The 12623-nt window shown below is 61.5% G+C and carries 13 protein-coding genes; 7 read left to right on the top strand and 6 right to left on the bottom strand.

What is annotated here, in order from left to right; genetic code table 11:
* Window positions 1-4: 4 nt before the first annotated feature.
* Window positions 5-307 carry a DUF1883 domain-containing protein gene (locus ONG87_RS09425; RefSeq protein ID WP_122476881.1) on the bottom strand — a complete coding sequence of 101 codons (303 nt, stop codon included), beginning with the start codon at window positions 305-307 and terminating at the stop codon, window positions 5-7.
* 149 nt (window positions 308-456) lie between these two features.
* Between ONG87_RS09425 and ONG87_RS09430 the strand changes: the two genes are divergently transcribed.
* Window positions 457-807: a hypothetical protein gene (locus ONG87_RS09430; protein WP_122476883.1), complete on the top strand. Its 351-nt coding sequence runs from the start codon at window positions 457-459 to the stop codon at window positions 805-807.
* 7 nt (window positions 808-814) lie between these two features.
* Here the strand turns inward: ONG87_RS09430 and ONG87_RS09435 are convergent, their stop codons facing one another.
* Window positions 815-1105, bottom strand: coding sequence for a hypothetical protein (locus ONG87_RS09435; protein ID WP_240998717.1), 291 nt, complete (start codon window positions 1103-1105; stop codon window positions 815-817).
* 260 nt (window positions 1106-1365) lie between these two features.
* On the opposite strand from ONG87_RS09435, the gene galU reads away from it, so the two are divergent.
* On the top strand, window positions 1366-2208 hold the full coding sequence (galU, locus tag ONG87_RS09440; RefSeq protein ID WP_122476885.1) for a UTP--glucose-1-phosphate uridylyltransferase GalU: 843 nt from the start codon (window positions 1366-1368) through the stop codon (window positions 2206-2208).
* 104 nt (window positions 2209-2312) lie between these two features.
* On the top strand, window positions 2313-3671 hold the full coding sequence (gene gorA / locus ONG87_RS09445; RefSeq protein WP_264382744.1) for a glutathione-disulfide reductase: 1359 nt from the start codon (window positions 2313-2315) through the stop codon (window positions 3669-3671).
* Between the two features lie 16 nt (window positions 3672-3687).
* On the opposite strand, the gene ONG87_RS09450 is transcribed toward gorA, so the two are convergent.
* On the bottom strand, window positions 3688-4332 hold the full coding sequence (locus tag ONG87_RS09450; protein ID WP_163007478.1) for a response regulator: 645 nt from the start codon (window positions 4330-4332) through the stop codon (window positions 3688-3690).
* 271 nt (window positions 4333-4603) lie between these two features.
* Between ONG87_RS09450 and ahpC the strand changes: the two genes are divergently transcribed.
* From ahpC to gloA, 4 genes are all read left to right on the top strand, one after another.
* A complete protein-coding gene (gene ahpC, locus ONG87_RS09455; protein WP_122476891.1) occupies window positions 4604-5167 on the top strand; it encodes an alkyl hydroperoxide reductase subunit C in 564 nt (187 codons plus the stop codon).
* Window positions 5168-5406: 239 nt separating this feature from the next.
* Window positions 5407-6969, top strand: coding sequence for an alkyl hydroperoxide reductase subunit F (gene ahpF, locus ONG87_RS09460; RefSeq protein WP_122476892.1), 1563 nt, complete (start codon window positions 5407-5409; stop codon window positions 6967-6969).
* Between the two features lie 362 nt (window positions 6970-7331).
* Window positions 7332-7697 (top strand): histone-like nucleoid-structuring protein, MvaT/MvaU family, encoded by a 366-nt coding sequence (locus tag ONG87_RS09465; protein WP_122476894.1) that lies wholly within the window; start codon window positions 7332-7334, stop codon window positions 7695-7697.
* A gap of 266 nt (window positions 7698-7963) precedes the next feature.
* On the top strand, window positions 7964-8482 hold the full coding sequence (gloA, locus tag ONG87_RS09470) for a lactoylglutathione lyase (protein WP_264382745.1): 519 nt from the start codon (window positions 7964-7966) through the stop codon (window positions 8480-8482).
* 57 nt (window positions 8483-8539) lie between these two features.
* Here gloA and xylB read toward each other — a convergent pair whose 3' ends face one another.
* Genes xylB through ONG87_RS09485 form a run of 3 tightly spaced genes read right to left on the bottom strand, consistent with a single transcriptional unit; the run spans window position 8540 to window position 12614 of the window.
* The gene (gene xylB / locus ONG87_RS09475) at window positions 8540-10009 is read right to left on the bottom strand and encodes a xylulokinase (protein ID WP_264382746.1); all 1470 of its coding nucleotides are present in this window, start codon (window positions 10007-10009) and stop codon (window positions 8540-8542) included.
* Window positions 10010-10015: 6 nt separating this feature from the next.
* Window positions 10016-11497: a mannitol dehydrogenase family protein gene (locus ONG87_RS09480; protein ID WP_264382747.1), complete on the bottom strand. Its 1482-nt coding sequence runs from the start codon at window positions 11495-11497 to the stop codon at window positions 10016-10018.
* A 13-nt stretch (window positions 11498-11510) separates the two neighbouring features.
* Window positions 11511-12614, bottom strand: coding sequence for an ABC transporter ATP-binding protein (locus ONG87_RS09485; RefSeq protein ID WP_122476901.1), 1104 nt, complete (start codon window positions 12612-12614; stop codon window positions 11511-11513).
* Between the last annotated feature and the right edge of the window lie 9 nt (window positions 12615-12623).

Genomic DNA, 12623 nt, shown 5'->3' on the forward strand with positions numbered 1-12623 from the left:
TGTATCAGGTGAATTTCGAAGCCGTGCGGCGCACGATCTTGATCTTGTGGGTGAAGCTGCTCTTGCGCGCCACACTGGACAGCTTGGTGCCCGCAGTGTCGATGGTGATGTTCCAGAAGCCTGTGCTCGGCGCGCTGATCTTGGCCGGGAAGGTATCGAACGCGCCGCCGTGGTAGGTGTGTCGTCCACCGTTCTTGAAGCTGCGGAAATTGGCATCGCTCATCAGGCGGATGTTGCAGAGCTGGGAGCACTCGATGACGACCAGGTCATCTTCATTGAGGTGCTCGCGCTGGTGAACGAATTTCATGGGCTCTCCACTGTTGCCGGTGCGCGAGTTACAGGTGCGCGCAAAAGCGCAACGATATCATGCGCGCCGCGGCACGGATAAATTCTACCGATGCATGGAGCAAATTCATGACCTTGCGGTCACAGGGTATTTAATGACGGAGATGCATCATGAAGTGGGCCTGGTTGACGGCAGTGGTATTGCTCGGTGGTTGTGCCACCGTGACGGACATCGAGAAAAGCCCAGAGACCATGAGCGTGATTTCCGGCAAGACCCCCAAGGAGTATTCCACCTGCGTGGTCGCCCAGCTGAGCGACAGTCGCGGGCCCTCCGTGATCGAGCAGAAGCATGACGGCTATCGGATCATCGTTCCGCAGAAACTCTCCAAGGATCCAGCCGCCGTGCTGATCGTCGACGATCGTTCCGGCGGCAGCAGCATCAAGGTGCACGAACGTCTGTCGAACGTGCCGCTGCGACCGGCTGATGTGCGTCAGGCGGCCGAGAAATGCATTTCCGGCTGAGCCGTCTCTACTTGCACACCACCACCAGGCTGCGGGTCTGGTAGTTGCCCAGGTCGGCATCTGCCAGCCCGACCTCGCCGGTACGCCGCGGTACACCTTGCGTGGCGACCGTCTGATAGCCGGCAGGGCACTCCAGGCGGGCTTGTTCGTCGCACTTGTCCCAGGACATGGCTTGACCCGAGCAATCGATGTTCAAGCCTTGTTGGCCGTTCTTGAGAATGGTGGGCGAAGTGCTTGCGCAGGCCGAAACGGCAAGCACGGCAAGGGAGGCCAGGGTGGTGCGCAGGAGGGTGCTCATGGGGCGGGATTCTTCAGGTAGACAAGGGGGCCGCTATGCGGTGGCGCAATGCTATACACTGCCAGGCGGCAAGGGTAGTTGTGCAAGGAAATTTTCCGTTGCTCGACCGGTGTAGCAATATTTACCTTGCAGTGGAACTATCTGCATCAGGATTTCTCTATCAACCAATCGGTTGGCCAGCGGCAGGCATTGTTAGGTAGTCGACGCCTGAACCCGACTGTGCCGTAACTCGTCAGCATTGCTCTTCTGTAAGGACTCACATGATCAAGAAATGCTTGTTTCCAGCGGCCGGCTACGGTACTCGCTTCCTGCCTGCGACCAAAGCAATGCCCAAGGAAATGCTGCCGATCGTCAACAAGCCGCTGATCCAGTACGGCGTCGAAGAGGCTCTGGAAGCTGGCCTGAGCCAGATTTCCATCGTCACCGGGCGCGGCAAGCGCGCGATCGAAGACCACTTCGACATCAGCTACGAGCTGGAAACCCAGATCAAGGGCACCGAAAAGGAAAAGTACCTGGTCGGCATTCGCAAGCTGATCGACCAGTGCACCTTCTCCTACACCCGCCAGGTGCAGATGAAAGGCCTGGGCCACGCCATTCTCAGCGGTCGCCCGCTGATCGGCGACGAAGCGTTCGCCGTCGTGCTGGCGGACGATATGTGCGTGAATCTGGACGGCGACGGTGTGCTGCAGCAGATGGTCAAGCTGTACAACCAGTTCCGCTGCTCGATCGTGGCCATTCAGGAAGTCGACCCGCAGGAAACCCACAAGTACGGTGTGATCGCCGGCGACATGATCCGTGAAGATATATTTCGCGTGACCAGCATGGTTGAAAAGCCAAAGCCTGAAGATGCGCCGTCGAACCTGGCCATCATCGGCCGCTACATCCTGACACCGGACATCTTCGACCTCATCGAACAGACCGAGCCAGGCAAGAGTGGCGAGATCCAGATCACCGATGCCCTGATGAAGCAGGCGCAGAACGGTTGCGTGCTGGCCTACAAGTTCAAGGGCGAGCGTTTCGACTGCGGCGGCGCCGAAGGCTACATCGACGCCACCAACTTCTGCTTCGAAAATTTCTACAAGACCGGCAAAGCGTTCATCTGACGCCCAATCGGTTAGCATGATCGACGCCGCTGCCCTCTGGACAGCGGCGTTCTTGTTTATGGCTACGGCTCGCGTGCGGGCCGTGCAGGTGCCAGGAGAGCAACATGAGCTATGACTTCGATTTATTCGTGATTGGCGCCGGTTCCGGCGGCGTGCGCGCGGCGCGCTTCGCCGCAGGGTTCGGCGCGAAAGTGGCAGTGGCTGAAAGCCGCTACCTGGGCGGCACCTGCGTCAATGTCGGCTGCGTGCCGAAGAAGTTGCTGGTGTATGGCGCCCACTTCGCCGACGACTTCGACCACGCCAGCGGTTTTGGCTGGAGCCTGGAGAAGCCTTCGTTCGATTGGCCAACCTTGATTGCCAACAAGAACAAGGAGATCGAACGGCTCAACGGCATCTATCGCAACCTGCTGATCAACAGCGGCGTGAAACTGCTGGAAGGTCATGCACGTCTGGTGGACGCGCACACGGTCGAAGTGGATGGCCAGCGCTTCAGCGCCGAGCACATCCTGATTGCCACCGGTGGCTGGCCGCAGATTCCCGATGTGCCGGGTCGTGAGCATGCCATCACCTCGAACGAGGCGTTTTTCCTCGAGCAACTGCCCAAGCGCGTCATCGTGGTTGGTGGCGGTTACATCGCCGTCGAATTCGCCGGGATCTTCAATGGCCTTGGCAGCGAAACCACCTTGCTCTACCGCGGCGAGATGTTCCTGCGTGGCTTCGACGGTGCGGTGCGCAAGCACTTGAGCGAAGAGCTGACCAAGCGCGGCATGAACCTGCAGTTCAATTCCGATATTGCCCGCATCGACAAGCTCGACGACGGCAGCCTCAAGGTCACGCTCAAGGACGGTCGCGAGCTGGCGGCGGACTGCGTGTTCTATGCGACCGGGCGCCGGCCGATGCTGGATAACCTGGGGTTGGAAAATACCGGCGTGCAGTTGGACGACAAGGGGTTCATCCAGGTCGACGAGCAGTTCCAGACCACAGAGCCCTCGATCCTGGCGCTGGGCGATGTTATTGGCCGTGTGCAACTGACCCCGGTAGCGTTGGCCGAGGGCATGGCCGTGGCGCGTCGCCTGTTCAAGCCTGAGCAGTATCGCCCGGTGGACTACAAGCACATCCCCACTGCAGTGTTCAGCCTGCCGAACATCGGCACCGTGGGCTTGACCGAGGAAGAGGCGCGCGAGCAGGGGCATTCGGTCCAGATCTTCGAGAGCCGTTTCCGACCCATGCAACTGAGCCTGACCCATAGCCAGGAGCGCACCCTGATGAAGCTGGTGGTCGATGCCGACACCGACAAGGTGCTGGGTTGCCACATGGTTGGCCCTGATGCCGGCGAGATCGTCCAGGGCCTGGCGATTGCGCTCAAGGCGGGCGCGACCAAGCAGGTCTTCGACGAAACCATCGGCGTGCATCCCACCGCTGCCGAGGAATTCGTCACCATGCGCACTCCAGTGGACGCCTGAGCCTGCGGCCTGCCGGTCAGTCCGGCAGGCCGACCACGGCAGCGTATTCCTGCAGTGCGGCGTCATGGCTGATACCCAGTTTTTCCATGGCGCAGCGCTTTTGCCGGCTGATGGTTTTTTCGCTGCGCTGCAGACGTGCAGCGACGTCGCGTCCGCTCATGCCGCCCACCAGTAACCTCAGCACTTCCAGCTCGCGCGCCGACAGGCGTTCATGGGCGCCCCGGTGTTCCACTTCATATTCGGCCAGGCGTCGGGTGAAGCGTGCACTGAGGTAGTGGTTGCCGCGCATCAGGCTGTGGGCCGCCGTGCTCAGATGGCTCAGGCACTCCTGCTTGTCATAGAGCCCTCGGGCGCCGCTGTCGAGGATAGCCCGCAGCACCATGGGATTGTCCAGCGTGGTCAGCACCAACACCGGCAGGCGCGGGTAGCGCAGACGCACCTGGCGCAGCAGCGCCAGGCCGTCGCCACCCTCGAGCTGAGGCATGCGGTAGTCGGTGATCAGCAGATCGCAGGCATGCTGCTGCAGCGATTCGAGCACTCGGTTGGCGTTTTCGGCCTCGCCGACCACGCTGAAACGCGCGCGCGGGGCGCGCTCCAGCGCAATGCGCAGCCCAAGTCGAACGGCCGAGTGGTCGTCGGCCACAATGGTTTTGATAGTCACCTGGTTGATCTCATCTGCGGAAGCGGGCCTCATGCTATCCGCCGGGTCACAGGCATGGCTGTAGGGAGTGCGTGGGTGCGACTGTGCGAAAAGTCGACAAAAAGCAGTGTCATTGCCCTGTGTTCATATTTCTTCTTTATTATGGGTAGCTTCGATAGGCAAAACCAATCGACAGCATCCAGTTTGCCAATGAGCTATCGGTCAAGCATGTGTCTAGGATGCTGCCTATCGAATTCAAACATGATTTCAACCCCCTGAAGGAGAGTCACCGATGCCGATCATCAACAGCCAAGTCAAGCCATTCAACGCTACCGCTTACCACAATGGCGCTTTCGTGCCGGTCAGCGACGCCGATCTGAAAGGCAAGTGGTCTGTCGTATTCTTCTACCCAGCCGACTTCACCTTCGTTTGCCCAACCGAACTGGGCGACCTGGCCGACAACTACGAAGCCTTCAAGCAACTGGGCGTGGAAATCTATGGTGTGTCGACCGACACCCACTTCACCCACAAAGCCTGGCACGACACCTCGGACACCATCGGCAAGATCCAGTACCCGCTGATCGGTGACCCGACGCACACCATTTCGAAGAACTTCGACGTGCTGATCGAGGCCGACGGCATCGCTGACCGTGGCACTTTCGTGATCAACCCGGAAGGCCAGATCAAGATCGTCGAGCTGAACGACGGCGGTGTAGGCCGTGATGCATCCGAACTGCTGCGCAAGGTCAAAGCGGCCCAGTACGTCGCTGCTCACCCAGGCGAAGTCTGCCCAGCCAAGTGGAAAGAAGGCGAGGCCACCCTGGCTCCGTCGCTGGACCTGGTTGGCAAGATCTAAGCAGCTTCCCAGGCTGTCTCCTGCGGGTCACTCCCCGCAGGACTGCATCACCCCTGTAGGAGCGGTCATCGGCCGCGAAAATCCGCCGCGTTTTGCTTGTAAGAACGCAGCGCCTGATTCGCGCCCAGCGACCGCTCCTACGGTTGTCAACTTCTCCAAAAGCATCATCGCTCACTCGGGGTCGATTACCCCGGCGGGCAACTGTCGTCTTCGAAACATTCAAAACGGAAATCGCCCTCATGTTGGACGCCAATCTTAAAGCGCAGTTGAAAGCCTATCTGGAACGGGTCACCCAACCGATCGAGATCGTCGCGTCCCTTGATGACGGCGCGAAATCCGAGGAATTGCTCGGTCTGCTGCGCGACATCGACGCGCTGTCGGACAAGATCACGCTGCTCGACAATGGCAACGATGCACGCAAGCCATCGTTCTCCATCAACCGTCCCGGCGCGGACATCGGCCTGCGTTTCGCCGGTATCCCCATGGGTCACGAATTCACCTCGCTGGTACTGGCGTTGCTGCAGGTTGGCGGCCACCCTTCCAAGGCCAGTGCCGAGGTCATCGAACAGATCGCTGCGTTGAAGGGCGAGTTTCTGTTCGAAAGCTATTTTTCCCTGTCATGCCAGAACTGCCCGGACGTGGTCCAGGCGCTGAACCTGATGGCGGTGCTCAACCCCAACATTCGTCACGTGGCCATCGACGGCGCGCTGTTCCAGGCTGAAGTGGAAGAGCGGCAGGTCATGGCCGTGCCGAGCGTCTACCTCAACGGCAAGAACTTCGGTCAGGGCCGCATGGGCCTCGAAGAGATTCTGGCGAAGATCGACACCAGCGCCACCGATCGCCAGGCGGAAAAACTCAACGCCAAGCAGGCGTTCGACATGCTGGTGATCGGCGGCGGGCCTGCCGGTGCGGCAGCTGCCATCTACGCTGCCCGCAAAGGTATCCGTACCGGTGTTGCCGCCGAACGATTCGGCGGCCAGGTGCTGGACACCATGGCCATCGAGAACTTCATTTCCGTGCAGGAAACCGAAGGTCCGAAATTGGCCGTGGCGCTTGAAGAGCACGTCAAGCAGTACGAAGTGGACATCATGAACCTGCAGCGTGCCGAGAAACTGATCCCTGGCAAGGACGGTGCGCCCCATGAAGTGATCTTTGCCAGCGGTGCGTCACTCAAAGCCAAGACGCTGATTCTGGCGACCGGTGCGCGCTGGCGTGAAATGAACGTGCCGGGTGAGCAGGAATACCGCAACCGCGGCGTGGCCTACTGCCCGCACTGCGACGGTCCGCTGTTCAAGGGCAAGCGCGTGGCGGTGATCGGTGGTGGCAACTCCGGTGTGGAAGCCGCCATCGACCTGGCCGGTATCGTTGCCCATGTCACGCTGATCGAGTTCGACACCCAGCTGCGTGCCGACGCCGTGCTGCAGCGCAAGCTGCACAGCCTGCCCAACGTCAAGGTGATCACCAGTGCCCTGACCACCGAAGTGACCGGTGACGGCCAGCGTGTCAACGGCCTGCGCTACAAGGATCGGCAGAGCAGCGAGCATCACGAAATCGCTCTGGAAGGTATCTTCGTGCAGATCGGCCTGCTGCCCAACACCGACTGGCTCAAAGGCACCATCGAGCTGTCGAACCGCGGCGAGATCATGGTCGATGCACGCGGCGAGACCGATCTGCCGGGCATTTTCGCTGCCGGTGACGTGACCACCGTGCCGTTCAAGCAGATCGTGATCGCGGTCGGCGAGGGCGCCAAGGCTTCGCTGGCAGCCTTCGATCACCTGATCCGCACTTCTGCGCCTGCCTGATCGGGCAATTGACGCGGCTTGCGCCGCTGCTACAGGGTTAACCCTTGACCGACGCGGCTTGCGCCGCTGCTACGGGGTGACGCTTGACTGACGCGGCTTGCGCCGCTGCTACGGGGTGACACCTGTAGCAGCGGCGCAAGCCGCGTCGCTTTTGACAATATCAAACCCTCTGCTTCAACTTCTGCTGCGCACCCAATCTTCCAGACAAACTTCAAGTAACTAAAGAAGTTGCCGTCCCCACTGTTGCGTCATTTACGTTTCTGCGAAGTTGCACTATCGTGTGCAAGCAAACGTGGCATCTGCAAGAGAGCCCGGCTCGAAAAAGGGCAGGGCGCCATCAGGTTCTGTCCGGAGTAGAGACATTGTCAAGACTCGCTGAATACCGTGCCGCCGAAAAGGCATTGCAAGAACAACTCGCCCAGCTCGAAACAATGAAGAACGACGCGGGGTTGAAGAAAGAAATCGAGTTCGAGAAAAAGCTCCTGGGTTTGATGAAAACCTATGAAAAGGGCCTGCGCGACATCGTCGCCATTCTCGATCCGCAAACTGCCTCCGCCAGGGCGCCAGCCCCTGCGCCCAAGCAGCAACGGCGGGCGCGGGTGGTCAAGGTGTACGAGAACCCGCACACCGGCGAGCGCATCGAAACCAAGGGTGGCAATCACCACGGCCTCAAAGCCTGGAAACAGGAGCATGGCGTCAGCACCGTAGACGGCTGGTTGCTTCGCTGAGTGAATTCGATGAAAAACGCTGAGTGAGTGCTCAGGTTTTCACATCCTTTTCACAGCCACTGTTCCATTATGAAATCCGCTGATGGAACAGCGCCCCAAATGCCCGCTTCGGCGGGCTTCTTATTGCCTGAAATTCAAGATTATCTTCCGCGTTACACTCTCCGCGTCTCATTGTCGCGCATTCAAAGCGTCGTCGCGTTTGGCATCGTCCATTGCGTTCCGTATCATGACTCGCAGCTACTGCCCATTCATTCAAGGGAGCTTTCATGAGCCTCGATCATTTGAACAGTGTGCCCGGTGTAACCGCGCAACCTGAAGCCGCCACATCCCAGTTTGTCTTCAACCACACCATGTTGCGGGTCAAGAACATCGAGCGGTCGCTGGACTTCTATACCCGGGTATTGGGTTTCAGCCTGGTGGAGAAGCGGGACTTTGCCGAGGCCCAGTTCAGCCTGTATTTCCTGGCACTGGTGGACAAGTCGACGATTCCTGCGGATGACAAGGCGCGCACCACCTGGATGAAGTCGATCCCCGGGGTTCTCGAGTTGACCCACAACCACGGCACCGAGAACGATGCGGACTTTGCCTACCACGATGGCAACAGCGACCCACGCGGTTTCGGTCATATCTGTGTATCGGTGCCGGATATCCACGCCGCCTGTGAGCGTTTCGAAACCCTGGGCGTGGACTTCCAGAAGCGTCTGACCGATGGCCGCATGAAGAGCATCGCTTTCATCAAGGATCCGGACGGCTACTGGGTCGAAATCATCCAGCCCGACCTGTAACCCTGCATCCCCGGTAGCAGCGGCGCAAGCCGCGTCCGGGCGCTGCGGTGTGTCGGGTTACACGGGGATATGCTGGCGGTAACGCTGGTAGGCGCCGTGATAGGCCGAGACGTTGGCGGGGATGGGTTGGGTGCGACTGGTTTCATCCAGGCGCACGCAGCGTTCGCATAACAGGGCCAAGCCTTGTGGATCCTGGCCGGCGCACCACGCCGCCTGGATTGCCGCGCCCAATGCCGCGGCCTCCGGCTGCTCGGTGCAGACCACCGGGGCGTCCATGATGTCCGCTACTATCTGCCGCCACACCGGGCTCTTCGAGCCGCCCCCGATCAGCCGTATCACGCGGGTTTGCAGGCCGCCTGCGCGCAGCAGGTCCAGGCCATAGCGCAGGCCGAAGGTGGTGCCTTCCACCGCCGCGCGGCACAGGTTTGCCGCGCTCAGGTTGTCACTGGTTAGCCCCAGCACCGAGCCGGTGGCGTGAGGCAGCGCGGGTACCCGTTCGCCATTGAGGAACGGCAGCATCACGATACCTGCGGCGCCAATCGGTGCCTGCGCCACGGCCTTGTTGAAACCGCTGATGTCCAACTGCAGCAACTCGCGCACGGCCGTAGTCACATTGGTCAGGTTCATGGTGCAGATCAGCGGCAACCACCCTCCCGACGACGAACAGAACGTCGCCACCGCCGGTTCGTCCAGCACGGTAGGCTGGTCGCTGCAGGCGTACACCGTGCCGGAAGACCCCAAGCTCATGGTGATGACTCCAGGGTGGGTGTTATCGGTGCCGATGGCGCCCATCATGTTGTCGCCGCCGCCGCTGGCGACCACAGCCAACGGATTGATACCCAGGCGTGCGGCAATTCCCGGACGAATCGTGCCCACTGGCTGATGCGACTCGATCAGCGGCGGCACTGCCGCTTCCAGCCGCCCGCTGGGGTCGATCTGGCGCAGCAGGGCAAAGTCCCACTGGCGCTCGCGCACGTTGAAGTAACCGGTGCCCGAAGCGTCACCGTATTCGGCGCGCGCCAGCCCGGTCAGCCAGAAGTTCAGGTAGTCGTGGGGCAACAGCACGTGGGCGATGCGCTCGAATATCTGCGGATGATGCTCGCGGGTCCAGAGCAGCTTCGACACGGTATACCCCGGCGCAATGACCAGCCCCAGGCGGTCGAGCGAGCCCTGGTCACCACCCAGCTCGGCCAGCAGGCGCTCGTTCTGCGGCGTGCTCTCGGTGTCGCACCAGAGCTTGGCCGGGCGCAGCGGTTGCCCGTCTGCGTCCAGCAACACCAGGCCATGCTGCTGGCCGGACACACCGACGCCCAGAATCTGCTGGCCATCGATACCGGCCTGGGCCACCGCCTGCGCGGTGGCCTGTTCGAACGCGGTCAGCCAGTCACTGGTGTGCTGCTCGCGCCGTCCGTTTTCGCCGCTGATCATATGATGAGCGGCCGAGCCCTGGCCCAGTACCTGACCGCTGTCAGCGTCGAGGATCAGCGCCTTGGTGCCTTGGGTGCCGCAGTCGATCCCGAGAAACATGGCCGCTTACTCCTCGCCGTCCAGCAGCTGCTTCAAGGTGGCATGCACACCCTGGGTACGCAGGCTGTGGAGATTGCGTTCGAAGGCCGCGACGAACTCCGCCGAGCGTGGGATCTGCGTGCCGAAGATTTCCTCGACCCCCAGCAGCCGTTGGGTAAGCAATGCCTGGTCGGCCACCAATGCCTGGCAGAACTCGGCGCGTGGATCTGGAATGGTGTAGTGCGTGCCGTTCTCGTCGACGCCGCCCAGATAAAGCGCCCAGGCCGCTACCACCAGCGCCGCACGCTCGGTGCCCTGCCGATCGGCGATCAGGCGGTTGATGGTCGGCACGGTGAACTTGGGAAACTTCGAGGAGCCGTCCGAACACACGCGTTCCAACTGGTCGGCGATGGCCTGGTTGGAGAAGCGCTCGATCAGCGTGTCCTTGTAGCCTTCCAGGTCGATGCCAGGCACGGAAGCCAGTTGTGGCGTGACGTCGAGGTCCATGTAGGCGCGGATGTAGCGCACGAACAGCGGATCGTTCATGGTCTCGTGAACGAAGCGGTAACCTTTCAGGAAGCCCAGGTAGGTCAGGGCCAGGTGGCTGCCGTTGAGCAGTTTGATCTTCATCTCTTCATAGGGCGTGACATCGTCGGTGAACTGCACGCCGACCTTTTCCCAGGCGGGCCGGCCGGCCCCGAACTTGTCCTCTACCACCCATTGCACGAACGGCTCGCAGACAACCGGCCAGCTGTCCTCGACGCCATGCCGTTCGCGCAGTTGGGCGCGATGGGCCTCGCTGGTCATCGGCGTGATGCGGTCGACCATGGCATTGGGGAACTGCACATGGCTGGCGATCCAGTCGTGCAGCGTCGGGTCCTGCAGCGCCGCGAACGCCAGCAACGCCTTGCGCGCGACTGCGCCGTTATGGGGCAGGTTGTCACAGGACATCACGGTGAAGGCGTCGATGCCGGCGTCGCGCCGTCGTTGCAAGGCCGCGCAGAGAAAGCCGAAGACGGTGGTGGGCGTCAGCGGGTGAGCCAGGTCGTGCTGGATCTGCGGCAAGTGAGCCATGAACTCGCCATTGCTGTCGTCGATGCAATAGCCCCCTTCGGTGATGGTCAGTGAAACGATGCGCACCGCGGGCTCGGCCAGCTTGACGATCAGGGCCTCGGCGCTCTCTTCGGCCAGGAGCATGTCGGTGATCGCGCCGATCACCCGCACTTCGGTGTCCGGCGTGTCGCCCAGTTCCACCAGGGTGTAGTAGAAATCCTGCTCGGCCAGGGCGTCGCGGACCTTGCGGTCTTCGCTGCGCAAGCCGGCGCCGCAGATAGCCCACTGCCGGGCTTCGCCCTGGTTCATCAGGGCATCGGTGTAGAACGCCTGGTGCGCGCGGTGGAACCCACCGACGCCGATGTGGACGATGCCGTGCGCGAGTGTCGTCGGGTCGTAGGCGGGCAACTGGATGTGCTCGGCGAGCTGATGCAGATTCTGTCGATTGAGTTTCATGTTCGGTCCTGTATCAGGCAGCGGCCTGCAGCGGTTTGGCCACGGCAATGCCCTGGGCATCGAAAAGGTGGCAGTACTCGGCGTCCAGCAGCAGGTTCAGGCGTTCGCCGTACTGACTGCGCAGATCGCCGCGGATTCGCAGGGTCAGCGGTTCCTGCGAGTCGGTGACGACGTGGCAGAAGGTATCGCTGCCCAGTCGCTCGCTGACATCGGCGGTCACCGCCAGCTGGCATTGTCCCGGCTGCGCCAGGTCGAGGTGCTCGGGGCGAATGCCCAGGGTCACCGCATCGCCGACTTTCAGCGTCTGGCTGACGCGGGGCAGGTAGATCCGAGTACCGGCGTCGAGGGCAACTTCGCAGCCCTGGCCATCGACCCGGCTGAGCGTGCCTTTGAGGAAACCCATCTTCGGCGTCCCGAGAAAACCGGCGACGAACAGGTTGGCCGGATGATGGTACAGCTCCAGAGGCGCCCCTACCTGTTCGACGCGGCCGCCGTTGAGCACCACCACCTTGTCGGCCAGGGTCATGGCTTCGACCTGGTCATGGGTGACGTAGATCATGGTGGCCTGCAGTTCCTTGTGCAGGCGCGAGAGTTCCAGGCGGGTCTGCACGCGCAGGGCTGCGTCGAGGTTGGACAGTGGCTCGTCGAACAGGAAGATCTTGGGGTGACGGACGATGGCGCGCCCGATCGCCACGCGCTGGCGCTGTCCGCCCGACAACTGCTTGGGCTTGCGGTCGAGCAGGGCGCCCAGTTCGAGAATGCGCGCAGCTTCCGCTACCTTGCTCTCGACTTCCGCTTTGGGCTTGCCGGCCAGGTCCAGTGCGAACGACAGGTTCTTGCGCACCGTCATGTGCGGATACAGGGCGTAGGTCTGGAACACCATGGCCAGGTCGCGCTTGGCCGGGGTCACTTCGGTGATGTCGCGACCGTCCAGCTCGATGGTGCCACTGCTGACTTCCTCGAGCCCGGCGATCAAACGCAGCAGCGTCGACTTGCCGCAGCCTGACGGGCCGACGAACACCACGAACTCGCGGTCGTGCACTTCCAGGTCGATGCCCTTGATGATCTGCAGGCCTTCGAAGCCCTTTTTCAGGTTTTTTATTTTCAGAGTGGCCATGGGAGTGAT

Source organism: Pseudomonas sp. MM227, assembly GCF_947090715.1.
GTDB lineage: Bacteria > Pseudomonadota > Gammaproteobacteria > Pseudomonadales > Pseudomonadaceae > Aquipseudomonas > Aquipseudomonas baltica.

Coding starts and splice junctions, on each gene's coding strand:
- ONG87_RS09425 (WP_122476881.1), bottom strand. CDS start 307: ATGAAATTCGTTCACCAGCGCGAGCACCTCAATGAAGATGACCTGGTC.
- ONG87_RS09430 (WP_122476883.1), top strand. CDS start 457: ATGAAGTGGGCCTGGTTGACGGCAGTGGTATTGCTCGGTGGTTGTGCC.
- ONG87_RS09435 (WP_240998717.1), bottom strand. CDS start 1,105: ATGAGCACCCTCCTGCGCACCACCCTGGCCTCCCTTGCCGTGCTTGCC.
- galU (WP_122476885.1), top strand. CDS start 1,366: ATGATCAAGAAATGCTTGTTTCCAGCGGCCGGCTACGGTACTCGCTTC.
- gorA (WP_264382744.1), top strand. CDS start 2,313: ATGAGCTATGACTTCGATTTATTCGTGATTGGCGCCGGTTCCGGCGGC.
- ahpC (WP_122476891.1), top strand. CDS start 4,604: ATGCCGATCATCAACAGCCAAGTCAAGCCATTCAACGCTACCGCTTAC.
- ahpF (WP_122476892.1), top strand. CDS start 5,407: ATGTTGGACGCCAATCTTAAAGCGCAGTTGAAAGCCTATCTGGAACGG.
- gloA (WP_264382745.1), top strand. CDS start 7,964: ATGAGCCTCGATCATTTGAACAGTGTGCCCGGTGTAACCGCGCAACCT.
- xylB (WP_264382746.1), bottom strand. CDS start 10,009: ATGTTTCTCGGGATCGACTGCGGCACCCAAGGCACCAAGGCGCTGATC.
- ONG87_RS09480 (WP_264382747.1), bottom strand. CDS start 11,497: ATGAAACTCAATCGACAGAATCTGCATCAGCTCGCCGAGCACATCCAG.
- ONG87_RS09485 (WP_122476901.1), bottom strand. CDS start 12,614: ATGGCCACTCTGAAAATAAAAAACCTGAAAAAGGGCTTCGAAGGCCTG.